Origin of the sequence: Cystobacter fuscus (assembly GCF_044360685.1) — a bacterium.
Taxonomy (GTDB): domain Bacteria; phylum Myxococcota; class Myxococcia; order Myxococcales; family Myxococcaceae; genus Cystobacter; species Cystobacter fuscus_C.
This window is the reverse complement of sequence record NZ_CP043491.1, coordinates 429,050-455,554: the sequence shown is the minus strand read 5'-3', so window position 1 is coordinate 455,554 and position 26,505 is coordinate 429,050. Positions and strand designations below refer to the sequence as shown.

Sequence of the window (26,505 nt, the reverse complement as noted above, 5' to 3'; positions counted from 1 at the left end):
ACCCCCTGACAGGACCTACTGACTCACACTCGCTTAGGGGAAAACCATGGACGCGCGTATCGCTGCAGTGTTGAACCGGTTGGAGGAGCGATCGAAGCACGAACAGCAGGAACTGGCGGAGCTCAACAGCAAGGGAGCGCGCTTCGTGCGCGAGGCGGCGGGCCGCTTCATGCTGGACGTCGGGCCGGATGTCGGCCGGCTGCTCAACTCCCTGACGCGCTCGCTCGGAGCCCGCCAGGTCGTCGAGATCGGCGGCTCGACAGGCTACTCGACGCTCTGGTTCGCCGAGGCGGTGCGAAGCACCGGAGGCCGCGTCATCACCTTCGAGATCGACACCGAGAAGGTCAAGCAGATGCGGCAGAACCTGACCGAAGCGGGTCTGCTCGAGCACGTGGAAATCATCGCCGAGGACGCCTCCCTGCACCTGCTGAAGATGACGGGGCCGTTCGACCTGGTGCTGATCGACCACTGGAAGGACATCTACGTCCGGGACTTCGACCTGGCCTGGCCCAAGGTGCGCCGGGGCGGGATCGTGGTGGCCGACAACATCCTCATCCCCGAGGCGACGCGCGAGCAGATGAAGGCCTACCAGGCGCACGTCCAGAAGGCCCCCGGCGCGCGGTCGTTCACGCTCCCCCTGGGGCAGGGAATCGAAATCACCCAGCGGATCGACTGACGAGGCCCTCGACGATCGAGAAAACCCAGACGCTCTGGCTGGATGGTGCGCTCACCGGATGGGATGACGGCACCACCCATCTGATAAGCGAATGGTGGGACGGCGATCTTCCGGTTGGAGGAGCACATCGACCAGCTCTTCGCGTCATCGAAGGCGGCAGGGGCGGTCAGCGCAGTACAAGCACTGGCTCACGCCAGTCTGACGGGACTCCCCCGTCACCGGCGCTCGCTCAGCGACAGCCGGTGACGGAGGGCCGGTGCGCTACCTCATCTGCGCCAGGAGGCCCGCCAACTCCTGCTCGTCCGGCAGGTAGACGTTCCCGAAGTCCAACACCCTGGGGTTGCCATGCGTCATGGGGTTGGCCGTGGGTCTGCGCACGGAGCCGTGGTACTCCCGTGCACCGGACTCCTCCATCAGCTTCGCGAGATTGGATGAGCGGATTCCCGCCCCCGGCATGATGATGATGCGCTCGCCCGCGGCCTTCACCAACTCCCCCAGCACTCGTCCCGCTTCTGGCGCGCCACTGGCCTGACCCGACGTGAGCACACGCTCGCAGCCCACTTCGATCAGATCCTCCAGGGCCTGGAACATGTCCGGCGTCGCATCGAAGGCGCGGTTGCAGGTGACGCCCATCGGCCCCGCCAGCTCGACGAACCGTTTCATCAAGTCCTTGTCGATCCGTCCATCGAGCAACTGCGCGCCAATGGAGATTCCATCGCAACCGAGCTCACGGCAGACGCGGATGTCTTGCTCGATGATGGCGATCTCGTCTTCATCGTAATAGTAGTTGCCCGCCCGGGGTCTCACGAGGGGGTAGAGCTTGATGGAGAGCTTCTCCCGGGTCCGCTTGATGGCACCGTGGCTCGGAGTGGTTCCACCTTCCGTTGGATTGTCGCAAAGCTCGACGCGGGAGGCACCCGCCTTCTCCGCGATGAGGCACGACTGGATATTGAACGAGCAGACTTCGAGGATGGCCTTGGGCATGGGGGCTACCGGGTGGATCGTGGGCCAAAGGACGGCGGAGCATCCGCGGCAGCGGCGCCCCATCCGCGCTCGGGCGTGGGCGAGAGTTCGAACTCCAGGACGCCTTCGCGAGCAATGAAGTCCGCCGGCAGCCAGGCCCGCTGGGAGGGCTTTCCATTGACCTTGAGTGCGCGGACATAGGGCGCGTCGGGTGCGGCGCCCGTGCCCTTGATGGTGAGCGTCGCGCCCGGGCGGGAGATCCGCGCCGACGGGAACAGCGGACTGCCAACGACCAGCTCGGCGCGCCCCGGGTAGACCGGATACAGCCCCAAGGCAGACCAGACGTACCAGGACGACATCTGCCCCAGGTCGTCGTTTCCGGAGATGCCTTCGGGTGCGTTGGTCCAGATCTTCCGCATGGCGGCACGGACGACGGCCTGCGTCTTCCAGGGCTCGCCGGCGAACACGTAGAGCCAGGGGGCCGCGATGGACGGCTCGTTGTCCAATTCGGCATGCAACGGGCCGGCCTTGGTGACCACCCACGCCCCCTTCTCGTCCTGGAAGAACCCGTCCAGCCGGGCCCGCGCCTTGTCGCGTCCGCCCATCAGGTCGAACAAGCCAGCGGGATCGAACGGGACCATCCACAGGTAGTGGGCCCCCGACCCCTCGACGAACTCGTCATCGGAGGCCGGGTCGAAGGCGGGCCAGCTTCCATCGGCGTTGCGCGGCTGGAGGTAGCCGCCCGCGCTCGTGGCGGCGGGGTTGTACAGGTTGCGCCACCAGCCCGACCGTTCGGTGAAGCGCCGGACGTTCGTCTTGTCGCCGGCCAGGCGCGCCAGCTGCGCCATGGCGAAATCGGCCGCCGCCAGCTCCAGCGTGTCGGACGCGCTGCCCCAGCCGGGCGAGCCGACGGGCATGTAGTGGTGCGACAGCCATTGATCGAGCCCCGGCCGCTGGCCCTGACAGAGGACCGGACAGCCAACGCGGCCGAGGTCCTTGGGCGTCGGAACCGTCGCGGCCTTGAGGAGCGAGGCGTAGGCGCCCTTCAGGTCGAAGTCGCGTCCACCGAAGGCGTGGATGGCGGCCACGGTGGGTGGCGAGGGGTCGCCGTTCATCACCCCCGTCGCTCCCGTGACATGCGTCCAGCGATCCCAGACACCGCCGTTCTGGTGGGCCTGGTTGAGCAGGGACTGGGCGAGGTCGGAGCCGACCTTGGGCTCCAACAGCGTGACCAACTGCACCTGCGAGCGATAGACGTCCCAGCCGGAGAAGTTGGCGTATTGCGCCTTCTGGGCGCCCGAGACCTCGTGAATCCTGCCATCCATGCCGCGGTAGCGACCATCCACGTCGCTGTGCAGGCTGGGATGAATCAGGGAATGGTAGAGCGCCGTGTAGAACACCGTGCGGTCGTCACGGCTTCCGCCCTCGATGCGGATCTTCCCCAACAGTTGGTTCCAGGCGTCACGCGTGGCGCCTTGCGTCCCCTCCAGCGTCGCCGAGGCCGGACTCTCGGCCTCCAGATTGGCCCGGGCGCCCGCCTCGTCGACATAGGACACGCCGATCCGCACGTTGACGACGGGAGAGGTCTTCGGCTCGAAGGAGATCCATCCGCCGGAGCCCTTGCCAGCCGGTGGGAAGCCCTGCTCGCCATAGGTGGTGCCTCCCTCCGCCGAGGCCGAGCCGGGCGTCACCACGCCATCGCGCCACGTGCCGCCCGTCGTGAAGGGCTGGTCGAACACCGCCACGAAATGAAGCGTGTAGTAGCTCTCGCGCCGGTCGGCGGCGAGGTAGCCACAGAAGTTGCCGCTGGTCACCGAGCCCGAGACCGTTCGTTTGTCCGGATCGATGCGGGTGACGGCGGCGGTGCTGCCGGTCTGCGAGTCGGAGGTGCGGAACAGGACGTTCGCGGGCTTGTCGGCCGGGAAGGAGAACCGGCCCACCGCCGTCCTCGGCGTCGCCGCCAGCTCGACGGTCACGCCGTTCTCCATCGCCACGCGATAGGCGCCGGGCGAGGCGCTCTCCTTCGCATGGCTCATCAGGCTGGAATAGACGGTATAGGCGTCTGGCGAGGAGGGAGAGACGCGCACCGGGGTGGTGATGGGCAGGAGGGGGATGTCGCCCCCTGCTCCGGCGCAACCACTGCCCGACAGGTGGGTGAGGCTGAAGCCCCGGATTCCATTGGAGCGCCACTCGTACCCTCCGGGCGCGGCGATGGGCGCGCGCCTGCCGGGCAGGGGGCTCTGGTCGGGGCTGAAGGACACCATGCCGAACGGCGCGACGGGCCCCGGAAAGACGTTGCCTCCGTTCGTCGTGCCGATGAAGGGATTCACTTCCTGAGCTGGCGTCGGAGCCTGGGCCAGGGCGTCCAAGGCCAGGAAGAGGACGCCAAGCGCCAGGCCGGCGCCGCGGCGGGTCATGAAGGGATGGGACGACAAGGAGAGGCCTCCATCTGACTGGGGCGTTAGGGCTGCCCGTCCGAGGCCTCTTACCGCCCTCTTCCAGGCGAGTCACCGGGTGATGTTGAAGAAGCTCTTGATGACGTGCTTGCCCTTGACCTCCCAGACGACGGTCTGCCCCTGGCGGATGAAGTAGCTGTCACCCTTCTTCAAGGTGCGGGTCTGCTTCGTCTCATCGGTCAGGGTGACTTCCCCCTCGAGGATGGTGGCGTGTTCGGTGAAGGGGAAGTGGATCCTCACCTTCCCGGTGGTCGACTTGAAGATGCCAGCCATCATGCCCTGCTCGTTGAAGTCGATCCGGGCGGAGAGGACGGGATCGCCTTCGAGGACCTCACCACCGATGTCCTCCGGGGGCCCCAGCGGACGCAGCAGCGATTCGTCCACGCGCCGCCGCGGCGAGTAGACGATCATCGACTGGCCCCTGAGTGTCTCGGGCAAGGCCGTGGGCCTTTCGAGGAAGCCCGGCTCCTCATGGCCTACACCAAAGGCCTCCAGAATCCCATCGAGCGTGAACAGCGCCCCCCCCAACGAAAAATGACGATCGAGATGAAACATGACTCCCCCAGTGCTCGGATTCGTTCGCGTCCAACATCAGGGACCACCCCCTGACACGCACCAAGGTGCTACATCCGCCCTTTCGAGTCTGTGTTTCGCTTCACGCGAAAGGTGTGAACGCCGTCACAGGAGGCCGGGCACTCGTGGGCCGGCATCCCGGGGTATTGGAATTCTGGGGTTGGAGCGGATCAGAGCGCCCTGAAACCAGGTCAAGGCAGGGGGATCTTGTCCGCGAAGGCTCGCATCCAGGTCAGCTCGTCCCGGGCCCTGGGTTCGCAGGACTCCTCCTGCAAGGAGGCCAGGGGCCAGCGATAGTAGGCCGCTTGCAGCAAGGACTCCTGCCATCGCCCGACGTCCATCCACACCGTGATGCAGTCGTCGCGCGACGGTGGGTGCTCCATCCATTCACTGCCGAGCATCTGCAGCCGGAGCCCCTGTTCCACTTCCAGGCACGAGTGCTGCTCGCGCAAGCGCGCTCCGGCGACCCATAGCAGACGGCCCAACCACCGCCGGTCCTCGTCGTTCAGGTGCGCCTTGCTGGCCCGAGCCCGGTGATAGAGCAACACGCCCAGGGAGACCCCCTGCGCCAGGGTGGCCGCCGACCACGCATGATGACCCGGTGGGGACAACGCCTCGAAATGCCCACGCATCTCCACGAAGAATTGCTCGCTGGAGGGCTGCTTCCACTCGGACAAGGTGACCAGATTCTCGAGCGTTTCCAGTTCCCCTCGGGTGAAGGGCTGGGAGAGCTGACTGCCGGTCAGGAAAGAAATCAAGGCGAGCTGGAGGGTGCGGGGAGAGGATCCGGCGAGCTGCCCGATCCGCTCCTCCACGGCGGGCAACAAGCCCGGACGCGGTGGATCTCCTTCCTCGTAGGCGTAGAGGTGCTCGCGCAGTGCCACGAGAAGGGGAAGGGAGTCAGACGAGAGGACCAGCCCACGCACCTCTTCCAGGTGTACCCGAGCCAGCTCGGGATTCAACACCACCAGGGGCAAGCGCCGGGATTCGTGGGTTGCATCCCAGGGCGACCAGGTGTCGGCCATCAGATGATTCCACTGCAAGGGATTGGGGAGCAGGGTGCTCTGACGGAAGTCCGGCCTTCCGAGCGACTGCCAGGCATCGAAAAAGGCATGGCGCCATTGGGACACACCCGGCTGGCGCTCGGCGAGGTGGCGCAACAGGAGTGCCTCCGGTGACTGCCTGATCGCGGCGCCTTCGAGGTAATCCAGAGCAAGGTCCCACTTGCCCACCTGCATGAACCAGCACGCCGCCAGCAGTTGGGCGGGCGTATGGATCCTGGCGGCTTTCAGCACCCGGCCGAGCAAGGGGAGCCCGCCCAGACTGCCGTCAAAGGCATGCTCGGCGGCTTTCTGGGTCAGTTGCGCGGCCGAATCTCGCGTCTTCTTGCGTTCGTCGAACCACTCGAAGGCCGACCACCCTACCCCCGCCGTGAGGGGCACCAGACCCAGGGACCAGAACAACACCCGGCGGCGTGTCCAATAATGAGACTGTTCGCCCTTCCGCCCCGCCTCTCCGCCTTCAACCGATGTGCCCATGAGCCCTCGGAGCTTCATGTTACCATCAGGTGCGTGGCCCTCCACTCCTCGAAGAAGGTGTCCTGGGTGCTTGCCCTCCTGGCCCTGCTCCAGGTCGACTGCTTGGCGGAGTCCGACCCCGTTGGACCAGAAGGCGAATGCGGTCCGCGAGACCTCACCCCCGAATGCTGTCTCAAGCAGTTTCCGGGCGAATGGGAGCGCTGCACGGGCTTCGAGGCGGAGCAGGTGGTGCGCTCGCCATCCCCGGCGATGAAGTTCGCTGCCACCGGCATGGCGACCATCGTGGCGGTAACGATGCAGCCCCGGATCAATGCCGCCGAACATCGGGAGTGGAGCTGGCGGCGGACCTGCTCGCGAAGGTCGAGCGGGCGATCGAACGGTGCACGCGCGAGGCGGACCAGCAGGTCAACGACCACCACTTCCAGGGCCGAAGCCCGAGCGCGGAGATCTGCCAGCAGCTCAAGGCGGGCGACCAGGTGACGTGGGCCGTCTATCTGGGGCTTTTCAAGCACGAGCAGGCCTGGCCCTGCCTGCGCAAGGCGTTGAACCTGCTACTCCCCGGGCGATACTGGCTCCATCCTCGTTTCCGGCTCGATGACCGGACCGGCCAGTGGGAGTTCCTGGACAAGAAGAGGGTGGAGGAAATCGTGGCGAAGCAGGGCTGGAAGGGTTGGATGAACAGGGTTTCATCGTCAGCGTGTACGATCTCAAGTTCCCCTGTCCGGAAAGCAATATTGCCCGGTGGGAGAAGTACCGCAAAGGCCCCTGGCTGGATTGGTTTCAAGGAGAGCGCTATGAACAAGCACTCGGGGTCCCTCCTCGCCTCGTCTCACCTCGACAGGGAGTCATCCGGGAATAGGAAGAGATACTCACCATGAGATACCCTCGGATACGACACTTCAACGAACACGGTGGATTGCGCGCAAGCGATGCGGTGATTCTGTGTTTCTACCTGCGGCATCCCAATGAGCGGTTCGCACCGGCCGTTGTACGCGCCCTGGAACTCTTGCGAGAAAGAATACGTCCCTATTCCTTCGAACGATACGTCGGCGAAGGACAAACCGAACCACTCGAGGAGTCCTCTTGGAAGAGACTCCTCCAGGAAACACTCGCACCAGGACCCGAGGAGGCCGTTTTTCTTGTCTTGGAGGGAAAGACAGACGGGGCAGATGACCTCCATTTGGACTACCGGGGCTTGGACATCGTCCCACTCCCCTGGCCCGATCGGAAGCATGATGTGAGCGTCTTGTACATCCGCCTGCCCACGGAATATCTGGAAGAGCGAGGCCCGGCTCACGTGCAAACCCTGGCCCTCGAACTGGCGGCGGAGTTGCCCTTCAACTCCGGATATGTGGACTTCGCGCTCTGCACGAAACCGTGGTACTTCAGCGAGGTCCTTCCTCTCATCCACCCGCGCTTCCCCGGGGTCCATCTCGCCTCGAAAAGCGCGGTACTGCGCATGGACACCTGGGTGGATGGAGTTCACTGGATGAACTTCCTCGGGCAACCCGTGCTGGGCCAACTCGGTGGCGTGGCCGCCCTGAGGGAGGCCCTGTCCCTTCCAGGCATCACCCTGCAAGAGATGAGCGGAGACCGGGTGCTCATCACCCTGGGCGAGCGGCCCGAAACTGGAGACCTCCAGGCGGGCCAGACACTTCCCAGACACCGCGCCCTCGCCCGGCTCCTCGAGCCCTACCTGCACCGCTGGCCCGCGTCGGACTTCCGGGTAGCGACCGAGCAACTGCGTCGCTGGGAACGCCGCTTCCTGGATTGAGGAGCGCGGGTCGCCCTACTTGATGCCGTGGCGCCGGAGCAGGCGGTAGAGGTACACCCGGTCCATGTCCGCGCCCGTGGCCGCCTGGGACACCTTGCCCTGGTGCAGCGCCAGGAGCGCGCGCAGGTAGCGCCGCTCGAAGTCGTCCAGCGCCAGGCGCCTCGCCTCGGCGTACGGCACCTTCGGGTCCACCTCCGCCCGGCTGCCCTGGGGCGCCACGTCCGTGAGCTCCAGCGTGTCCTCGAAAACGAGGCAGCGCTCGAGGTAATTGCGCAGCTCGCGCACGTTGCCCGGCCACGCCGCCTGCTCCAGCCGCGAGATGAAGCCCGGCGAGCGCAACGCCTGGGTCCGCTCCGGCTCCGCACCCAGCCCCAGGAGGATCTGCTCCACCAGCAACTGCAAGTCCTCGGGCCGCTGGCGCACGGGCGGCAACGGCACGCGCAACACCGCCAGGCGGAAGAAGAGGTCCGAGCGGAAGCGCCCCGCGTTCACCTCCGCGCGCAAGTCCCGGTTGGTGGCGGCGATGATGCGCACGTCCACCGGCACGTAGGCGTTGGTGCCCACCCGTCGGATCTCCCGCGCCTCCAGCACCCGCAGGAGCTTGGGCTGGAGCTCGGCGGGCAGCTCGCCAATCTCGTCGAGGAAGACGGTGCCGCCGTGCGCCTCCTCGAAGGCGCCGATGCGCCGCGTGGCCGCGCCCGTGAAGGCCCCCTTCTCGTGGCCGAACAGCTCGCTCTCCAGCAAGTCCGCCGGAATGGCGCCACAGTCCACGGTGAGGAAGGGCTTGTCCCGGCGGGCGCTCTCCTGGTGGATGGCCTGCGCCGCCTGGCTCTTGCCCGTGCCCGTCTCCCCCTCCAGGAGCACCGTCACGTCCCGGGCCGCCGCGCGCTCGAGCAGCGCGAAGCACATGCGCATGGGCACCGATACGCCCACGAGCGAGCCGAAGCGCGTGCGCTCGGACACCGGCAGCCGGTTGCTGTCCGGACTGAAGTCGAAGCGCACCACGGCGCGCCCCAGCCGCAGCAGGCTGCCCCCGCGCAGGTAGCCCTCGGACACCTGCACCCCATCCAGGATGACGCCGTTGGTGCTGTCCAGGTCCTTCACCCGCGCGCCCCGGGGGCTCACGCGAATCTCACAGTGGAAGCGCGACACCGTGGGGTCATCCAGGGTGAAGTCGTTGCTCGGGTGCGAACCGATGGAGCAGGCATCGGATACCGAGTCCCACACGGTCCCCGGCCCGGGCCCCTCCACCACGGTGAGCAGGAAGCGGCGGACGGCGGGCACCTCGGGCGCGTTCGGCACATGCGTGTAGGGCCGGGTCACGCTCAGGTCCTGGGGGTCCGCTGCCCCAGGCACCTCCGCGCTCTCCCCGTCCTCCTTGCGCGAAACAGGCGTTGCTCGAGTCCGATCGGACGAAGTCATGGGGCGCCACGCTAGCACGCGGGCCCCTTCGCCCAGGGTGGATGGACGTGGGAGGAAGAAAAGGCGACGCTGGGCCCGCGGAGACCCCCCCGGGAATGACCACCCCCATCGACGACCGCTTCTACATCGAGCTGCTCAAGCTGCTGCTGCACGTGGCCTGGAGTGATGACGAGATCGACCCGCGCGAGGCCCAGGCGCTCGTGGGCGCGGCGGCGCGCTGGAAGGTGCCCCTGCCCGAGCTGCAACGGCTGGAGCGCTGTCTGGAGTTGGGCGAGCCCCTGCCCGCGCCGAACCTCGGCCTCTTGCGCCAGCACGCCGACGAGGCGATCGCCACCGTGCGCACGCTCATCGAGACCGACGCCTCGGTGCACGTGTCCGAGCAGGAGATGCTCGCGCAGGTGCGCGAGATGCTCGGCCTGCCCCCGGCCTGAGGCCCCGGCCCTACGCGCCGAGCAGGGCCGCCCAGAAGTCCGCGAGCCGCCAGACGTCCGGAGGGCTCGCCACCCGGTCCATCTCGGCGTGGGTGATGAGGGGCGTGAGCAACAGGCGCACCCGCGTCCGCGGCTCCAGCACCCGCGCGAGGCGCTCGGACTCGACGGCGGGGATGACGGTGTCCTCCGTGCCATGCAGCAGGAAGACGGGCGTGGGGGGCACGGGCGAGTGCTCGGGAGACAGGGCGGGCGCGCTGGCGAAGTCCTTCACGTGCGGCAACAGCAGGGGCCCGAGCGCGGCGACGTTCCGCTCGTTCACGTGCCGCAGCAGGGTGGCGGCGGGCTCGGGCAGCTCGGCCTGCTGGCGGCGGGCCTCGGCGAAGGTCTCCGCCGCCCGCCGCGCGTCGTGCATGGCCAGGTGCGAGGCGCGCAGGAAGGTGAGGATGCCCGCGCGCAGCGGCTCCACCTGCTCCGCGGGCACGAGCTGTCCAGCCACGTTGAGCAGGAGGATGACGACGCCATAGTCATGCGGCGCGCGGTGCACGCCATCCGCCTGGACCCCCGTGCACAGGAAGGCGAGCACGCGCGTGAGGTCGCCATGTCCCCCGAGCGAGAAGGTGAAGGCCACCTTGTCCGCGAGCGCCGGCCTCCCCGCGGCCACGAGCGACAGCCCTCCCGAGAAGCTGATGCCCATGAGGCCCACCCGGCCGTCCGGCGCGAGCTCCGACCGCGCGGAGGCCCAGAGCGCGGCGTCCTCGATCATGTCCGGCTCGCGCGGGGTGAGCTGGTAGCGCAGGAGATCCGGCAGCTCGAGGGTGAGCACGGTGAGTCCTCCGGTGGCGAGATCCGCGGCGAGCGCGCCCAGACGGGGCTCGTCGATGCCCTCCGCGTGCACCCCGGGGATGAGCAGGACGGTGCGGCCCTCGGGTTTCGCGGGGCGGAAGACGCGGGCACGCAGGGGCCCATGGCGCGAGGGCACGGAAGTGTCCTCCACGGTGAAGGACTGGGTGCCCCAGCGCGCGAGCTGCCCGGCCAGGCCCTCGTCCCGGCCGGAGGCGCGGGCCACGAGCGACAACCCCCGGAGCCGGGGATGCAGGGAGAGCGGGACCGAGAGCAGCACCGCTCCCAGCAGGGCCAGGAGCGTCACGCGGCGGAAGTGCAAGGGGGAGCGCATCGGGGGGCGCATTCAACCAGCGAACGCGCACCCGTGAAACCCGCGAGCCCGGGGCTCGCCCGCTCCAGGCTCAGCCGGAGATGATGCGCTGCAGTTCCTGCTTGTCGCTGGAGAACGAGAACGAGCCGTTGAGCTGGTAGCCGTTCTGCCGATCCAACACGCGCGGCCACAACATGCGCACCACGGACAGCCGATCCCCGGAGAAGGAGAACTGGTCGACCGCCCGCGCCACCTGGCTCACGAGGAAGTAGTCCCCGCGGCTGGCCGTCTCGAGCACGCGCAGCTTCTCCGAGGCGAAGGACTCGCGCGACACGGCGTTGAGGATGTCGCGCAGCCGCTGCTCCGGGATGGCGGAGACCGCGGGCGCGGGCGGCGCGGGTGGACGCGACGGCGGACCGTTGTAGCCGCCGCGCGCTTCGGGCGCGCGGGCCACCACCTGGCGCAGGGCGGACAGCTCCTGGTACGCCTCGTTCAGGCGGCCATCGCCGCGCCGGCCGCGCTCGGACTCCTTCAGCAGCGACTCCAGACGGGCCAGGCGCCGCTCCAGGTCCTCGCGCTCGACCACCACCTGCGTGCTCCTGCCCCCACGCCAGGACTCGGCGTCACCGGAGCGCGCACTCGCGGACGCACCCGGGGGCGCCAGACCCGTGGCCTCACCCGAGGGCGGCGGGGTCTGGGCGGAGGCGGTGAACGCGGTGAGCAGGGCCAGGGCGGCAAACAGGGCTTTCATGGAATCATCTCTCGGAGGGAAGGCGGAAGCTGCAACTGGTCTCCTCCGACGCAGCCTCCCCCGGCTCCATTCAAACCTCACGCTCCGAGGAGCGCTCCAGGGGCCGGCTGGAGAGCAGGCGGACCAGGAAGCCCCACATCCACCTTCCCCTGGAACAGAAAAGGGCCCGAACTCGTTTTCCAACAGGTCGCGATCCCCACCCGACTGTCGTGAAAATGCCGCTGGGAGATTTCCTGGCTCGACTTCACGGGGGGGCGGGTTATAGGTCACGATCAACGCTCGGAAGAGCGAACAGTTTGGCGATTGGACGCCCTGCTGTACCGGAAAGCATCAAGTCAATGGCAACTGGCACCGTGAAGTGGTTCAACGATTCGAAGGGCTTCGGTTTCATCGCGCAGGATGGTGGCGAGGATGTGTTCTGCCACCACACCGCCATCCAGTCGGACGGCTTCCGCACCCTGGCCGAGGGCCAGCGCGTGGAGTTCGACGTGAAGCGTGGCCCCAAGGGCCTGCAGGCCGAGAACGTGCGCGTTACCGGCTGATCCGCCGCGCGCCGCACCTTATTTTTCAGTCATGAGGCCCGGCCTCCCCAGAGGCCGGGCTTCTTTTTTCCTCTTTCCCCGGAGCAACCATGCAGGGAAGGTCCACGAAGAGACAGAAGGAAATGGCCCGTCAGCAGAAGCAGCGCGACAAGGAGGCCAAGAAGGCAGAGCGGCAGCGCGACCGGGAGACCAAGCCCGCTCGGCTGCCCGGTGAGGAGGACCCCGATATCGCGGGCATCATCCCCGGTCCCCAGCCGCCGCTGGAGATGTGAAACCGAGTGAATTCGAGTGAAACCGCTTGATGGGCGCCGGTGGCGGCGACCGGGCCTGGAATCGATTGAAGATTCCGGTCCCCCGCTGTCCCGGGAGCCCTCGGCCTCTCTTTCCCCACCTACCGCCCCTACCGCGGCGCGTCGCGCGCGGCCCGCTCCTCGAAGGTGAAGAGCCCAGGGCCCGCGACCCCCGCCCTCCCAGCGAGTCCTCGTCCGCCCGGCAGTCCTGTCCTCCCGTCCATCCTCGGGCAAGGGACTTGGCACTATGCCCCCAGACCCTTCCGCCTCCACCGGCGGGGCAAGCGGGCCCCGGTGTGGAAACGCTGGTCTTTCAACGACCTGCGTACCAAATCATACATGTCACCCAGTGAGCGGACGAAGAACCGGTCATGAAGTGGTGTGCCCGGACGGCCCTCCTGGTCGAGGCGAAACGATCTCACCGCTGCGACGTGAAAGGGACCGGTGCGGCCATGAGCACCATTTTGCTAGTGGATGACGAGACCGAGCTCCTCGATCTCTATACAGAGGTCCTGGAGCTGATGGACCACCGGGTGCTGCGCGCCCGGGATGGACGCGAGGCGCTGCACCTCGCCCAGCAACGGCATCCGGATCTGGTAGTGACCGACTGGCAGATGCCGCGCATGACGGGAGTGGAGTTGTGCCAGCACCTCGTCCAGGACGAGGAGCTGCGCGACATTCCCATCATCATGCACAGCGCCGCGACGGATCCCCATGCCCCCGGGGTGATCGCCTTCCTCTCCAAGTGCGCGGAGCTGAGCCAGTTCGAGGAAGTGGTCAACCAGGCCCTCGTCGACTCCGGCGCCGAGGCGCAGGGCCCTCCCCATGGTCCCCACCCGGACGAGCTGTCCCGCTCCTCGCGAGAGGCCCTCTGGCATCGCGATGAGGCGTGCTCGCTCATGCAGTGAATCCGAGGGGCCGCGCTGCTCCGCGACGGCTCCTTCCTCGCCCACCAGGCGAGCCGCCCCCACTGCGCTGCCGACATGTGGGGCGTGTGTAGCTTCAGCGTCACACCACACACGCAGTACGGAGGGGTTCTCCCATGACGACACCCGTTCTCACCACCAGCGCCTATGTCCTCCACAACCTCGGCCTCGCCGTGGGCTTTGGTGGCTCGCTCTTCGGCCAGGCGGCCCTCAATCCGTCGGTCAAGCTCATCAGCGACAAGCAGGAGCGCGCCAAGCTCGTCAACACGGCGTGGAACGGCTACAACATCATCAATGCCCTGAGCATCGGGACCGCCGCCATCACCTGGCTGGTGGGCCGCACCGCCATCAGTGGCCGCTTCATCTCGCCCGAGGCGCGCAGGCTCGTCATCGCCAAGGACTTCCTGATGGGCGCCACGCTCGTCAGCGGCTTCGTCAACCTGCTGAGCGGCGGCTTCCTCGCCAAGCGAGCCCTCAAGGAGGGCATCCCCATGGACTCGGGCTACAAGGCCTCGCCCGAGGCGCCGCAAGACGTCAAGAACGCCACCCGCCTCGTCAACGGCCTGGGCCTCTTCAGCATCATCAGCATGGCGGGCCTGATCGGCGTGTCCACCTGGCTGGACAACCACGCCTCCACCAACACCAAGTGGAACCTGCTCGCCCGCATCCTGCCGTGAGGCGTCGGCATACCTGAGGTCTTCCAGCCTCCTCCCGTCCGCGTGATGGGGGGAGGTTGTCTCGTTTTCCGGGTTGCCGGACCGTGATTCAGACGCGGGTGCACCTCCCCATCGGCCGGGAGCGTGCACACCCTCTGGGCGCGATCGGAGGGGTGGGTATGGGCGGATATGGACGAACGCGGTGGGCGGTGTGGACGTGGGCGCTCCTGATGGTGGGATGCGGGCCATCGGACGGCTCGGCCGTGGAGCCACCCATCGCCGGGGAGGAGCCGCCCGCGCTGGAGGCGCCGCCCCCCCAGGAGCAGCCCCTGCCGGATGTCATCATCGTGGCCCCGGTGCGGCCCGATGACGAACAGGAGAGCGCGCCCCGCCCCACTCCGCCGATGTTCCAACCCGGCTTCCACCAGGCGCTGCGCTGGTCCTACAACACGTCCCAGGTGACCAGTGGCACCCTCACGGTGCGCCTGCGCGTGCCGGTGGGGCGTCCGGGCCAACGCGTGCGGCTCACCTTCCGCTCGGGAGACGGCTCGCTGACGCTGAGCAAGGCCACGGTCGCCAAGGCGGGAGCCAATGGCGCGCTGGCCTCGAGCCCGGTGGCGGTGACGTTCGCGGGCTCCGCGGGCTTCTCCGTGGGCGCCCGCGCGCTCGCGGTGTCCGATCCCGTCCCCTTCACCGTGGGCTTCCGCGACGAGCTCGCCATCTCCTTCGAGGTGAAGGGCGCCCTGGGCGCCAGCGCCATCGAGACGCTGCCCGGCAGCTACCTCCGCTCGGGCTCCTACGCGAGCACCTCCGGCGCCCTGGGCGGCACGGCGTCGGGAGTCGGCCTGGGGCTGGCCACCGTGGACGTGGAAGGCCCGCCCTCCCGCGCCTTCGTCGCGATCGGCGACAGCATCACCGAGGGCTACATCTCCGAGCGCGACGACACGCGCAAGGCCTGGCCCTCGCTCGCCGAGGCCCAGCTCGGCGTCCCCGTCGTCAACTCGGGCGTCTCCGGCCAGGGCTTCTACGAGGAGCTGGAGAACCTGGATCAGGAAGTGCTCTCGCTCCAGGGCATCACCGACTGCATCGTGCTGCTGGGCACCAATGACTTGAGCTCGCTGGACATGGGCGGGTTGCAGAGGCGCATGGAGGGGCTCGTCACGCGCCTCCAGCCGCGGTGCCGCACGTGGGTGAGCACGCTCCTGCCCAAGGAGAAGAGCAACCACGGCGACTACGAGGTGGTGAAGCGGGACCGTCTCGCCTTCAACGCCTGGCTGCGCACCACCTACAGCACCTCGCTCATCGACCTCGAGGCGGTGACGCGCCAGCCCGACAACGTGCACCTGTTCATCGACGGGCTGGAGGTGGATGGCATCCACCCGAGCGCCAAGGGCCACCAGGTCATGGCCGCCGAGGTGACGCGCGTGTTGCGCGCGGCGGGTGTGCAGGCCGCGGCGGGCGTGCAGGTGCAAACGCCCACCGCGGATGCATCGACCGACGCGCCGCCCTCGCCTTCCGCGCCCTGAGCGCCTCAGTCCCCGTCGAAGCGGACTCCGGCCGCCTTCGCCTCGGCCACGAGGGCGTCCACCTTGCGGATATACGCATCCATGTCCGCCTTGCGCTCCAGTCCCCCCGCGGACATGTAGCGCACGGTGCCGAAGATCTCCCGCCGGGCCCAGGGCCGGTCATGCAGGCCGAACACCCAGCCCGCGTTGGCGTAGGAGTTCGCGTCACGCCCATCCAGGAAGTAGGTGTTGTTGAGCGTGAGCAGCGTGCGGTACGCGTGCTCGGGGGTACTGCTCCACTCGAGGATCTTCTTCCCCCAGTACATGCGCATCGCGTTGTGCATGTAGCCCGTGTAACGCATCTCCCGCATGGAGGCGTTCCAGTACGGATCATGCGTCTGCGCCCGCTCTAGCTGCTCCAGGCTGTACTGGTGCTGCCGCTCGTCGCCGCGGTGCTGGTGCAACGTCTCGCGCGCCCATTTGGGCAGACAGTCGTAGGTGTCGTAGTTCGGCGTGAACTCGCAGAAATTCTGCGTCAGCTCGCGCCGGACGATGAGCTCCTCCAGGAAGCTCTCGCGCTGAGGGTCCGCCGCCTTCGCCGCGCGCGCCGCGAGCGCCACCACCACCGGGCTCACCTGCCCGAAGTGCAGGTACTTGCTCATGTGTGACACGTGCCCGCTCTCCGGATGCGGCCGGTTCTCCTTGTACTCGGGCAGATGCTCGGTGACGAACGCGCGCAGCAGGCGGAGGGCCTCGCTCGTGCCGCCCCGGAAGCGGTGGTGGACGGGAGGCACGCCGCGCTCCAACTTCAGCTTGCCGAGCAGCGCGTCCACGTCCTCCAGCTCCAGGCCCTGCACCCCCAGGCGCGTCGAGTCCGTCTGGAGTTGCGTGGGCGCGAGCGGCACCAGGTAGGCATCCCACGCCCGGTGGAGCTTCGGCCGCAGGGTGCGCGCCGCCCACTCGGCCTTGTTGGAGGCGATGTCCACGGGCACCACCACGTCGCCCTCCACCTGGAACACCGGACAGGTGGCCTTGTCCGCCAGCGTGCGGCGCCATTGCTTCTGGTGACGCAGGTAGCCCCGGTCCGCCACCACGAGCGCCGCGCGCCGCGCGAGCTTCAGCGCCACCACCTCCGGACTGCCCCGCTGGACGACGAAGGGAATCCTCCGGCGCGCGAGCGCACGCGCCGTGTCGCGCAACCCCTCCAGCAGGAAGCGGTAGTGACGCGCGTTGGCCTCGGGGTAGTCATCCATGAGCCCGAAGCCCACGAGCAGCGGCAGCTTCGCCTCGTTGGCACGCTGGACCGCGAACTCCAGCGCCGGGTTGTGCTCGGCCCGCGCGCTCTGCTGCATCCAATAGAGGACGTAGTCGCCCTCACTGGACTCCCGGGTGTTGAGCCGTTGGATGCGGCCGGCCTCGATGCGTGTGTTCGCCATGATCCTCTCCTCGCCCCGCCAGCGGCCATCGACCCATAAAACCCCCCGGAGGAAAAGCGCTTCGCGCGCTAGACTCGCGCGCCATGGCTCGCCGCAAACAAGCCTCCGATGAAACCACCCTCCGCGTGCGCAACCTGATCGCCCTGGATGCCGCGGGCCTCATGCGCCGGCTCGAGGCGCGCCGCGGCGAGATGTTCGTCCTCTTCTCGCGCCTGCGCAGCCGCGAGCCCATGCTCCAGACGCTCGCCACGCGCTACACCAGCGCCACCTTCCAGGAGCTCGTGCACCTGCCCGTGCGCGAGCAGTCCGTCGTCGACCACTTCTACGAGTGCCTCGACACGATGCGTTGGTACTTCACCTACACCGAGGACATGCCCAGCACCGCCCAGCAGACCTTCACCACCCTGCACCGCCGCTTGGAGGAGGCCCACCGCAAGCTCGTCGCCACGCTCGGCCCGCCCGCCTCCCCCGATGGCGTCACCGTGGTCGAGGGCGAGGTACTGCGCCGCGAGGACAAGGCCCTCCCCTGAAGGGCGGGGAAGCAGGCGGCACCCTCGTGGCCACGCCCTGGCCGCTTCCTGTGTCCACCCGGGGCTTTCGTCTAGAGTCCGCGCTCGAATGATCGACGCATCCCGTGACCAGCGGTGGAGACTCCTCCCGCTCGTCCCCCTTCTCGTCGGCGTGCTCGCCTGGACGCCCACGCTGCCCAAGCCCTCGCCCCGCGCGCTCCAACTGGCCGCGCTCGGCAAGAAGCTCGGCACCCGGCCGCCCCGGCTGGAGAACCCCTGCGTCACCCCAGCGGACGGCACCTGCGAGCGCACCGCCCTCGCCCCCTTCTTCGAGTCACTCAACGCCCTCGCCACGGGCACCGCCTCCGCCCCCACCGTCATCGCCGCGTTCGGCAACTCGCTCATCGCCGGAGACCGCATCGTCGACATCCTGCGCGAGGAGCTGCGCGCCACCTTCGGCGACGCGGGCCGGGGCGTGCTGCTCGCGGATCGGCTCGCGCCCTATGGGCCCCGCGTCCGCTCGGGCTTCGCCCAGGGGGGTTGGCAGCCACGCACGCTCGGGGAGATGAAGCTCGCCGAGCTGCCCTTCGGCATCAGCGGCGTCTACCACCAGGCCACGTCCAAGGCCCGGAGCCGCTTCGCGCTGGAGGGTGAGGCCCAGGCCACCCTCTGGTGGTTCGATGCGCCCGGCAGCGGACCGCTCTACGTCCACGTCGACGGCCGACCCCTCACCACCACCCTGCCCCTGGGCACCGGCGAGGCCCATTCCCAGCGCTTCCAGCTCCCCGAGGGCGCGCGCTCCCTGGAGCTGGTCGCCGAGGGCGGAGGCGCCGTGGTGCAGGGGCTCGTCCTGCAGCGCTCCCGCCCCGGCATCGTGCTCGACACGCTGGGCGTGCCCTCCGCGGATGCGAACCTCTTCCTGCGCGCGCGCGAGGACCTCTTCCGCGCCCAGCTCGCCGAGCGCGCCCCGCGCCTGCTGCTCTTCATCCTCGGCGGCAACGAGGCCAAGCGCCTGGAGTGGCGCCGCTCGGAGTTCGACGAAGTCGAAGCGGGTCTGCGCACCCTGGTGCGCCGCTCGCGCGCCGCCGTGCCAGACGCGGCCTGTCTCGTGGTCGGCCCCATCGACGCGGTGCGCGGAGGCACCGGCCCCCAGCGGCTCGTGCAGCGGCCCTTCCTGGACGAGGTCATCACCCTGGAGCGGAAGATCGCCCTCGACGAGGGCTGTGCCTTCTTCGACATGTTCTCCGCCATGGGCGGCTCGGGCTCCATCTCGCGCTTCGCCCAGGCCGGACTCGTCCACGACGACCTCGTCCACCCGCGCGGCAAGGGGTTGGACCTGCTCGGACAACTCCTCACCGACGCGCTCCTGCACGCCTGGGTGGACGCGGGCACGACACCAGAACGCCCTTCAGAGCACACCACGGAGAGCCTCCCATGAAGAAGACGTTGCTCACCGCGCTGCTGCTGCTGAGCGTCCCGGCCCAGGCGGCTCCCCGGGCAGCCCTCCGCGTGGCCCGGGCGTCCGCCTCCGCCGAGCCCGCCACCGAGTCCAGCCTTCCCCCGGCCCCGCCCTTCTCCGAGGACATCCAGCGCGCGCTGGATGAGCTGGTGCGCGCCGAGCTCGCCCGCGGCCCCCACGCGGGGCTGTCGGTGGGCGTGCTGCACGAGGGCAAGCGCTGGACGCGGGGCTATGGGTGGAGGGACCTCGCCCACCGGCTACCCGCCACGCCCCGGACGACCTACCGGATGGCGTCCATCACCAAGTCCTTCACCGCCGTGGCCGTGCTGCAGCTCGCCCAGCAGGGCAAGCTCGAACTCGACGCGGAGATCCAATCGCTCCTGCCGGACTTCCCCCCGAAGGAGTGGCCCGTCACCGTGCGCGAGCTGCTCGGGCACCTGGGCGGCGTGCCGAACTACGACGGGCCCGAGTCCTCCAACAACGTGCGCCACCTGGACACCGCGGGCGCCCTCGCGCTCTTCATCCAGAAACCCCTGGTGGCCGAGCCCGGCACGAAGTTCGTCTACACCACCTGGGGCTACAACCTGCTCGGCGCCGCCGTGGAGTCGGCCTCGGGCCAGGGCTATGGCGACTACCTGCGCGAGCACGTCTTCGAGCCCGCCGGCATGAGCCACGCGGCGCTGGACGACTACCGCACGCGCGACCGGCAGCACGCCGTGGGCTACCGCCTGGAGAAGCGGCAGCTTTTGCCCTCGCAGTACCTGGATGTCTCCAGCCGCTTCGCCGGAGGAGGCACGCGCGCCTCGGTGGAGGATCTGCTCGCCTTCGGGCAGGCCATGCTCCGACACGAGCTCGTCACCGCGGACACCGCGCGCCTCATGCAGACGTCCATGAGCACCCGCGAGGGCCAGCTCACCGACTACGGCATGGGCTTCGCCACCTACCCGCTGCGCGGCCACTACACGGTGACCCACGCCGGCGGGCAGCCCGAGACGAGCACGCTGCTGGTGCTGCTCCCCGCCGAGGACGTCGTGCTCGCGCTCGCCACCAACCTGGAGAACGACGCGAAGCGGCTGCGGCGTGTGTCCAGCCGCATCCTCGAGACGCTGCTGGAGGACGGGCAGGTGCGCCGCGAGGCCGCGCTGGCCGATCCGGTGGACGCCGTGGTGCACGAGGGCCTCGGGCGGCTCTTCACCTACGGGCTCGCCTACTACCAGTGGGCGGTGCACGGGCCCGGCGTCCTCCCCGAGCCGGGTGACCTGAGCGCGGCGTTCACCCAGGTGAGCACGCTGCTCGACCGAGCGCGCATCTCCGAGAATCCCCAGGAGGCGATGGTGCGCGTGCGCGCGGGCCATCACCCGCTCGCGGACTCACTCCTCATCCGCGTGGGCGCGCACATGGCCCGCACGCTGGAGCAGGTGGAGGGAGCCCAGGCCCTGCGCGACTATCCCCGGCGGGGCCCACTCGCCTTCTTCAACGCCTATGTCGCCGCGTGCGAGCGGGTGGGCTGCCCCGCTCCGCTGCGCTTTGGCGAGCCCCTGCGCGAGGACGCGCGGCGCTACGAGCAGGACTGGCGGCGCTCACAGGTGCCCGAGTTGCTGCGCGTCCGGCTGGACGAGGTGGCCCGCCCCGAGACGCTCTGGCCCGCGCTGGAGGCGGCCACGGCGGGCGTGTCGACGCACCCGGACTACGTGGAGGAGATGCTGCAAATCGCCGCGCTCAAGGGCCGCCTGGGACAGCGCGAGCAGCAGCGGCGCTGGCTCGAGCGCGCCGTGGCCCTCCACCCGCGCTCGGACGAGGCCCGGCAGGCACTCGCGAAGCTGCCGGGGCAGGACAAGCCAGCGCCCCGGAGCACCCCGCCCCGCGCGCCCCCGGTCGCCGCCCCCGTGGACCCCGTGCCGGACAACGCCGGGCGCCTGCCGAAGCGCGCCGCCCAGCAGGAGTAGCCCGGCGGGCCGGCGACGACAACGCGCCACGGGACTGATATCCACGAGGCTTCCCCACGGGAACGGAAACGAGGGACTCCGCGCGTGACGCAGCAGGTCGGCAAGTACCAACTCATCCGCAAGCTCGCCACGGGCGGCATGGCCGAGGTGTATCTCGCCAAGGCCGCCGGGCCCATGGGCTTCGAGAAGACCCTGGTGCTCAAGCGCATCCTGCCCCAGCTCGCCGAGGAGCCTTCCTTCGTGAAGATGTTCCTCTCCGAGGCGAAGCTCGCCGCCCGGCTCACCCACTCGCACATCGCGCAGATCTTCGACTTCGGCGAGGCGGACGGCTCGTACTTCCTCGCCATGGAGTACATCGACGGGCCCAGCGTCGGCGAGCTCATCAAGAAGGCCGCGCGGCGACAGCAGGCGCTGCCGTTCACCCTGTGCGCCCGCATCATCTCCCACGCGTGCGAGGGGCTCGCCTTCGCCCACGGCTTCAAGGATCCGGAGACGCGGCGGCCCCTGCACCTCATCCACCGGGACGTCAGCCCGGACAACCTGCTGCTGTCGCGCCAGGGCGAGGTGAAGGTGGTGGACTTCGGCATCGCCAAGGCCGCCGGACAGAACCACCAGACGCAAGTAGGGCTCATCCGGGGCAAGCTCGCGTACATGGCGCCCGAGCAGCTCCGGGGAGAGACCCTGGACCGGCGCGCGGATGTGTACGCGCTCGGGGTGGTGCTCTATGAGCTGCTCACGGGACACCGGCCCCACGAGACGAAGGCCAAGGCCGATCTCATGCGCGCCCTGCTCCAGGATCCGCCCACCCCCGCGGTGACGTTCCGGCCCGAGCTCCCCGAGCCCCTGCGGCGCATCCTCGACCAGGCGCTCGCCCGCGACCCCGGGCTGCGCTACCAGGACTGTGTCGCCTTCCAGACGGACCTGGAGGAGTTCATCGTCGAGTCCGGCAAGCCGGTGACGGCGCAGCACCTCGCCCAGCTCATCACCCAGCTCGACGCCGAGCCCGAGCTGCCGCAGTACCCCCGGCTCGACACCGCGGTCCACCACAGGGCCGCCCCCGAGAGTCCGGGGCTCGTGGCGCGGCCCGGCGACGCGCTCCCGGAACTTCCTCCCCTGTCCACGGGGAGCCACGAGCCCGGCCCCCGGGTCGCCCTGGGAGAGGACTCGACGGACGAGACGATGGTCGCGCCCCAGACCCAGGAGATGCGAGCCCCTGAGGAGTTCTCCGGGGAGCCCTCCAACGAGTCCCCCGTGCGCGGCCGCCCGGTGATCCCCCCCGCGCCCCTGTCCCTCAAGGTCCGCTCCGCCGCGCGAGCCGTCGCCGATAGCCACACGCCCCCGAGGCGGATCCGCCCGTGGATGCTGGCACTGGCGGCGGTCGCGCTGCTCGTGGTCGTGGAACTGCTGCTCTGGTGGGCGACGCTTCCGTCTTAGACTCGGATCATGGGGACGTTGCTCTCGGGGAGCGCCATGAAGACATCACGAGAATTCCCGAGGGATGATCCGATGGCGCGCCGCTTTTTCTCTCTCGACTTCGATGTGTACGTTCAGGGGCGTTGGTATCTCGCCGAGCCCACGAATCTGGCTGGGCAGGAGGTCCCGGATATCTGGGGGTTCATCACCGGAAGGCCAATCACAGCCCCCGGGCCTCTTCGGGTTCCCGTTCCCCGTCCTGGCAGACCGCTGGATTTCGATAAAACGACAGTGGCCGGAACTCCTATTGTCAGCGCACGGGTTTCGTCTGTGTTCCAGGAGATGGCATCCCGGGACGTCCAACTCTTCCCAGTCGAGGTGCAGGGTCAGGGAGAAGCCTTCTTCTTGCTGAATGTCACGCGGACGGTTCGATGTATCGACGACGCGGCATGCGAGGAAGTGCAACTCTACACTCCAGCGGATGGGCGGCTGGATCGAGTGGGCGAATACCACTCCGTTTCCGGGCTGCGTATAGACAAGTCGAAGGTGGGCGAGGCTCGCGTGTTCCGGCTTTGGGGCTGGCACCCGCCGATCATCGTCGATGGAGAGGTCAAGGAGGCGCTGGAGCGAACCGGCATCGTGGGTGGGCGGTTCGACGAGGTTTGATTGGAACTGGAGGAAGAAGCCGCGGCAAGCCGCTCTGTTGGAAGTTGCACATCAACCCCGCGGGCTCGAGCGTCGACACTCCCCGCCGTAGTGCCGCCCATCCACGGCCACGCCGGACGCTGGAGTGTCCCCTGGCGGGCGTCCCAGCCGGCACGAGCCCGTGAGGAAACCCCGGAGGAGCCGGAAGCGGAGGAAACACGGCGCGGAGATCCCGGCTCCGCCCCCTCCACTCCAGCGGGAAAACGACAAGAGCGGCGCCTCCTGCTATTCATTCGCCCCATCCGCGCGCCGCACGGGCTGACCCGCCGTGAGGCTCCGCGGGACCGCCAGACCGGATGTGGCGGAGGGGAGCGCGCTCGTGACGCAACAGGTTGGCAAGTACCAGTTGATCCGCAAGCTCGCCACCGGCGGCATGGCCGAGGTGTACCTCGCCAAGGCCGCGGGTCCGCGGGGCTTCGAGAAGACCCTGGTGCTCAAGCGCATCCTGCCCCACCTGGCCGAGGAGCCCACCTTCGTGGAGATGTTCCTCTCCGAGGCCATGCTCGCCGCCCGGCTCACGCACCCGCACATCGTGCAGATCTTCGACTTCGGCGAGGCGGACGGCGCGTACTTCCTCGCCATGGAGTACATCGACGGGCCCAGCCTGCGCACGCTCATCAAGCGCGCCGCGGCCCAGGGCCTGCCGCTGCCCACCACCCTGTGCGCGCGCATGGTCTCCCACGCGTGCGAGGGGCTCGCCTTCGCCCACGACTTCACCGACCCGGACACGGGCAAGGCCCTGGGGCTCATCCACCGCGACATCAGCCCGGACAACATCCTGCTCACGCGGCAGGGGGCGGCGAAGGTGGTGGACTTCGGCATCGCCAAGGCGGCGGACCAGGGGCACCGCACGGCCAGCGGCGTCATCAAGGGGAAGATCTCGTACATGCCGCCCGAGCAGCTGCGCGCCCAGGAGCTGGACCGGCGCGTGGACGTGTACGCGCTCGGGGTGGTGCTCTACGAGTTGCTCACGGCGCGCAAACCCCACGAGTCGACCTCCGAGGTCGGCCTGATGCAGTCCATCCTCTTCGAGCCCGCGGTGCCCGCGACGAAGCACCGGCCGGACCTGCCCGAGGCCCTGCGCCACATCCTCACCCGGGCGCTCTCGAAGGAGCGCGAGCAGCGCTACCCGGACTGCCACGCGTTCCAATCGGACCTGGAGGACTACATCCTCTCGGCGGGCAAGCCCGTGACGGCGCAGCAGGTGGCCCAGCTCATCACCCATGTGTCGAGCACCGACCTGCCAGTCACCCCGGCCCCGCGTGGGCCCCAGGCGCCCGGTACGCCGACCCACACGCCGCATCCCGCCCGGTTGGGCCTCGACCCCGACGCCTCCGCCGACATCGAGCCCACGATGCAGTCGCCCCGCTCACTCCCCACGAAGCTGGAGACGCCCCAGCCGAGAGCCCTCGAGGCGTCCCTGGGTGCGGACATGACGCCACCCCCGGAGCATCTGCCCTCGGGGACGAGGCTTCGCGCGGCCCCCGAGCTGGTGACCGCGGAGCAGACGCCGGATTCCCAGACGACGAAGGTACGGACTCCCCGCCCGCTGCGTGCCCCGGTGCAGCCGCTCCCGGCGGCGAAGCCCTCCGCCGCCAAGGCAGTGGAGGCACGGCGGGAGACAACGCCCGACAAATCCCGCGGAGCGGGCCGATGGGTCGTGGGGGTGTGCGTGGCCGCGCTGCTGCTCGGTGGAGGGGGCGTCCTCCTCTTGAAGACGAACTCCGCCCCCGAGCGGCGGGAGCCACCCGCCGTGGCCACGCGTCCCGAAGTCCCCCCGGCTCCGGAAACAGCGCCTCCGCGACAGGCCGAGCCCCTGGCGGCTTCCCCCTCTTCGCCCCCCGGAGGAGGGAACAACCCGGCACCCGCCGTGGCGGCGGCCCCACCCGTGGAGACGCCGGCCGAGCAGCACCCCACGCCCACGGAGCCGGAGACCTCCGAGCCCCAGGTGGCCGCGCGTCCCCCGGATGAAACGAAGCCCGTGAGCCCGGAGCCGGAGGCCGAGCCCACTCCGGCGACTCCGGAGCCCGTCGCGGAGAAGGCGATCCCCGCCCCCGCGAAGCCAGCGGCGCAGGAGCCCAAGCGCGCCGCGCCTCGCGCGAAGCCCACCGCGAAGGGGAAGCTGGAGCTTCGCATCCGGCCCTACGCCATCGTCTATGTGGATGGGAGGAAGGTGGGCGAAACGCCCCTGGAGCCCCTCGAACTGCCCGCGGGGCGCCACAGCGTGAGGCTCCTCAACGAGGAGTCCGGGGAGAGGCGGGAGAAGTGGTACGACGTCGACATCAAACCCAACGAGCCCTACCTCCTCAAACACACCTTCCTCGAGTAGGCCGCCCGGGCGGCGCGGCGCTCCTTCTCGGGAAGCACACCCATCACTCGACGCTGGGGTCCTCTCTCGTCTGGGGCCGCGGGGAGGCGTCCATCGGAGAAGCGGAGACCGGCGGCTCGGCGGGCTCCACTGAGGCGGGAGTCCGCGCCTTCGGCAGGGCCGCGACGGTGCGCGTCTCCGAGGCCTCCACCGGGACGACTCCGTCCTGCTCGTCGGTATCCGCCTGCACGGCGGCATCCTGGTCCTCGTCCTCCTCGTCCTCCTCTTCTTCTTGCGCGGACGGGTGCGCCTCGGGAGCCGGTTTGCGCGAAGCGGGAAGAACAGCCTTTTCCCGTGCGCTCTCCAGTTGGACGGCCTCGAAGAAGTGCTGGACCTTGGGGGCGACGTCCTCGGGAAGATCCGCGCCGGGCCGCATCTGGAGCGCTTCACGGAACGCCGCCCGAGAAGGCTCCTGGAGACCCATCTCGTACAAGATGATCCCCTCATACAGCGACAGCGTCACCTCCCCCTCCACCCCTCGGGGAAGACGCCGGGCCCCCTGGATCAGGGTGAAAGCCTGCTCGTACTCGAGTTTCTCGTAGAGCTGGCTGATCTTGTGGACGGCGTCCCAGATCCTGTCGTCCTCCTCCGCATGTCCTACCGCGGGGGGCAGCACGACCAAGGCAAGACATGGAAATCCAACCAGAAAGGACTTCCAGAAGGAGTGGCGCATGTGGGGTGACCTCGTTTTCTCAACCTAAGCACACTGCCAGTGTTGGGCTCAAGTGAAGAAATCGAGTGCCAGTAGATGAAGAAATGTCCCACCGCGCCCCGAGGCAAAGGAAAACAGGCAATGGCCGCCAGACACGAGCACGGCCACGAACCAGGGTAAACACATCAATTCATGGAACTGGAACTCGCTTCGGGGAAAACAAGTGCAACAGGGAGATGTCCTTGATGGACCTGCCCGTGATGAACGTCCAGATGATAGGGACCTCCTGCCCAGCCAGGTTCGTTGGCTCGACAAGAAGGCAGGACATCACCGACCACACGGGCGCGAACGTCGAGACCAT

The 26,505-nt window shown here is 68.8% G+C and carries 24 protein-coding genes; 15 read left to right on the top strand and 9 right to left on the bottom strand.

What is annotated here, in order from left to right:
* The first annotated feature begins 46 nt into the window (after positions 1–46).
* Positions 47–676 carry an O-methyltransferase gene (locus F0U63_RS01850; protein WP_395843038.1) on the top strand — a complete coding sequence of 210 codons (630 nt, stop codon included), beginning with the start codon at positions 47–49 and terminating at the stop codon, positions 674–676.
* Between the two features lie 261 nt (positions 677–937).
* On the opposite strand, the gene F0U63_RS01845 is transcribed toward F0U63_RS01850, so the two are convergent.
* From F0U63_RS01845 to F0U63_RS01830, 4 genes are all read right to left on the bottom strand, one after another.
* A complete protein-coding gene (locus F0U63_RS01845; protein WP_395843036.1) occupies positions 938–1,660 on the bottom strand; it encodes a copper homeostasis protein CutC in 723 nt (240 codons plus the stop codon).
* A 5-nt stretch (positions 1,661–1,665) separates the two neighbouring features.
* Positions 1,666–4,074, bottom strand: a complete 2,409-nt coding sequence (locus F0U63_RS01840; protein ID WP_395843034.1) for a GH92 family glycosyl hydrolase — start codon at positions 4,072–4,074, stop codon at positions 1,666–1,668.
* 72 nt (positions 4,075–4,146) lie between these two features.
* The gene (locus F0U63_RS01835) at positions 4,147–4,650 is read right to left on the bottom strand and encodes a cupin domain-containing protein (protein ID WP_395843032.1); all 504 of its coding nucleotides are present in this window, start codon (positions 4,648–4,650) and stop codon (positions 4,147–4,149) included.
* Between the two features lie 209 nt (positions 4,651–4,859).
* The gene (locus tag F0U63_RS01830) at positions 4,860–6,134 is read right to left on the bottom strand and encodes a hypothetical protein (protein WP_395843030.1); all 1,275 of its coding nucleotides are present in this window, start codon (positions 6,132–6,134) and stop codon (positions 4,860–4,862) included.
* 401 nt (positions 6,135–6,535) lie between these two features.
* Between F0U63_RS01830 and F0U63_RS01825 the strand changes: the two genes are divergently transcribed.
* Positions 6,536–7,084 carry a hypothetical protein gene (locus F0U63_RS01825; RefSeq protein ID WP_395843028.1) on the top strand — a complete coding sequence of 183 codons (549 nt, stop codon included), beginning with the start codon at positions 6,536–6,538 and terminating at the stop codon, positions 7,082–7,084.
* Positions 7,081–7,980, top strand: coding sequence for a type VI immunity family protein (locus F0U63_RS01820; RefSeq protein WP_395843026.1), 900 nt, complete (start codon positions 7,081–7,083; stop codon positions 7,978–7,980). The genes F0U63_RS01825 and F0U63_RS01820 overlap by 4 nt, the downstream gene beginning before the upstream one ends.
* Positions 7,981–7,995: 15 nt before the next feature.
* Here F0U63_RS01820 and F0U63_RS01815 read toward each other — a convergent pair whose 3' ends face one another.
* Positions 7,996–9,402, bottom strand: a complete 1,407-nt coding sequence (locus F0U63_RS01815) for a sigma 54-interacting transcriptional regulator (RefSeq protein WP_395843024.1) — start codon at positions 9,400–9,402, stop codon at positions 7,996–7,998.
* A 95-nt stretch (positions 9,403–9,497) separates the two neighbouring features.
* Between F0U63_RS01815 and F0U63_RS01810 the strand changes: the two genes are divergently transcribed.
* Positions 9,498–9,833 (top strand): TerB family tellurite resistance protein, encoded by a 336-nt coding sequence (locus tag F0U63_RS01810; RefSeq protein ID WP_095983649.1) that lies wholly within the window; start codon positions 9,498–9,500, stop codon positions 9,831–9,833.
* 10 nt (positions 9,834–9,843) lie between these two features.
* Here the strand turns inward: F0U63_RS01810 and F0U63_RS01805 are convergent, their stop codons facing one another.
* Both F0U63_RS01805 and F0U63_RS01800 read right to left on the bottom strand, forming a co-directional pair.
* Positions 9,844–11,007 carry a hypothetical protein gene (locus F0U63_RS01805; RefSeq protein ID WP_395843022.1) on the bottom strand — a complete coding sequence of 388 codons (1,164 nt, stop codon included), beginning with the start codon at positions 11,005–11,007 and terminating at the stop codon, positions 9,844–9,846.
* Between the two features lie 70 nt (positions 11,008–11,077).
* Positions 11,078–11,737, bottom strand: a complete 660-nt coding sequence (locus F0U63_RS01800; RefSeq protein ID WP_395843020.1) for a DUF4476 domain-containing protein — start codon at positions 11,735–11,737, stop codon at positions 11,078–11,080.
* A gap of 338 nt (positions 11,738–12,075) precedes the next feature.
* Here F0U63_RS01800 and F0U63_RS01795 point away from each other — a divergent pair, with 338 nt between their 5' ends.
* The 5 genes from F0U63_RS01795 to F0U63_RS01775 all read left to right on the top strand — a co-directional run bounded on the left by F0U63_RS01795 (position 12,076) and on the right by F0U63_RS01775 (position 15,677).
* Positions 12,076–12,279, top strand: coding sequence for a cold-shock protein (locus F0U63_RS01795; protein WP_002629483.1), 204 nt, complete (start codon positions 12,076–12,078; stop codon positions 12,277–12,279).
* Between the two features lie 89 nt (positions 12,280–12,368).
* Entirely contained in the window at positions 12,369–12,551 is a 183-nt protein-coding gene (locus tag F0U63_RS01790; RefSeq protein ID WP_095983647.1) for a hypothetical protein, read from the top strand.
* Between the two features lie 470 nt (positions 12,552–13,021).
* Complete coding sequence (locus F0U63_RS01785) at positions 13,022–13,477, top strand: response regulator (protein ID WP_395843018.1); 456 nt, start codon at positions 13,022–13,024, stop codon at positions 13,475–13,477.
* A 134-nt stretch (positions 13,478–13,611) separates the two neighbouring features.
* On the top strand, positions 13,612–14,172 hold the full coding sequence (locus F0U63_RS01780) for a hypothetical protein (RefSeq protein WP_395843016.1): 561 nt from the start codon (positions 13,612–13,614) through the stop codon (positions 14,170–14,172).
* Positions 14,173–14,330: 158 nt separating this feature from the next.
* Complete coding sequence (locus F0U63_RS01775) at positions 14,331–15,677, top strand: SGNH/GDSL hydrolase family protein (protein WP_395843014.1); 1,347 nt, start codon at positions 14,331–14,333, stop codon at positions 15,675–15,677.
* A 5-nt stretch (positions 15,678–15,682) separates the two neighbouring features.
* On the opposite strand, the gene F0U63_RS01770 is transcribed toward F0U63_RS01775, so the two are convergent.
* Positions 15,683–17,092 (bottom strand): deoxyribodipyrimidine photo-lyase, encoded by a 1,410-nt coding sequence (locus tag F0U63_RS01770; protein ID WP_395843012.1) that lies wholly within the window; start codon positions 17,090–17,092, stop codon positions 15,683–15,685.
* Between the two features lie 83 nt (positions 17,093–17,175).
* On the opposite strand from F0U63_RS01770, the gene F0U63_RS01765 reads away from it, so the two are divergent.
* The 6 genes from F0U63_RS01765 to F0U63_RS01740 all read left to right on the top strand — a co-directional run bounded on the left by F0U63_RS01765 (position 17,176) and on the right by F0U63_RS01740 (position 25,453).
* Positions 17,176–17,622, top strand: a complete 447-nt coding sequence (locus F0U63_RS01765) for a hypothetical protein (protein ID WP_395843010.1) — start codon at positions 17,176–17,178, stop codon at positions 17,620–17,622.
* An 88-nt stretch (positions 17,623–17,710) separates the two neighbouring features.
* A complete protein-coding gene (locus F0U63_RS01760) occupies positions 17,711–19,039 on the top strand; it encodes a GDSL-type esterase/lipase family protein (protein ID WP_395843008.1) in 1,329 nt (442 codons plus the stop codon).
* Positions 19,036–21,006: a serine hydrolase gene (locus F0U63_RS01755; protein ID WP_395843006.1), complete on the top strand. Its 1,971-nt coding sequence runs from the start codon at positions 19,036–19,038 to the stop codon at positions 21,004–21,006. Before F0U63_RS01760 ends, F0U63_RS01755 begins: the two co-directional genes overlap by 4 nt.
* An 84-nt stretch (positions 21,007–21,090) precedes the next feature.
* On the top strand, positions 21,091–22,440 hold the full coding sequence (locus F0U63_RS01750; RefSeq protein WP_395843004.1) for a serine/threonine protein kinase: 1,350 nt from the start codon (positions 21,091–21,093) through the stop codon (positions 22,438–22,440).
* 72 nt (positions 22,441–22,512) lie between these two features.
* Positions 22,513–23,085, top strand: coding sequence for an imm11 family protein (locus tag F0U63_RS01745; protein WP_395848302.1), 573 nt, complete (start codon positions 22,513–22,515; stop codon positions 23,083–23,085).
* 358 nt (positions 23,086–23,443) lie between these two features.
* Entirely contained in the window at positions 23,444–25,453 is a 2,010-nt protein-coding gene (locus F0U63_RS01740; protein WP_395843002.1) for a protein kinase, read from the top strand.
* A 43-nt stretch (positions 25,454–25,496) separates the two neighbouring features.
* On the opposite strand, the gene F0U63_RS01735 is transcribed toward F0U63_RS01740, so the two are convergent.
* The gene (locus F0U63_RS01735; protein ID WP_395843000.1) at positions 25,497–26,114 is read right to left on the bottom strand and encodes a hypothetical protein; all 618 of its coding nucleotides are present in this window, start codon (positions 26,112–26,114) and stop codon (positions 25,497–25,499) included.
* Positions 26,115–26,505: the final 391 nt, after the last annotated feature.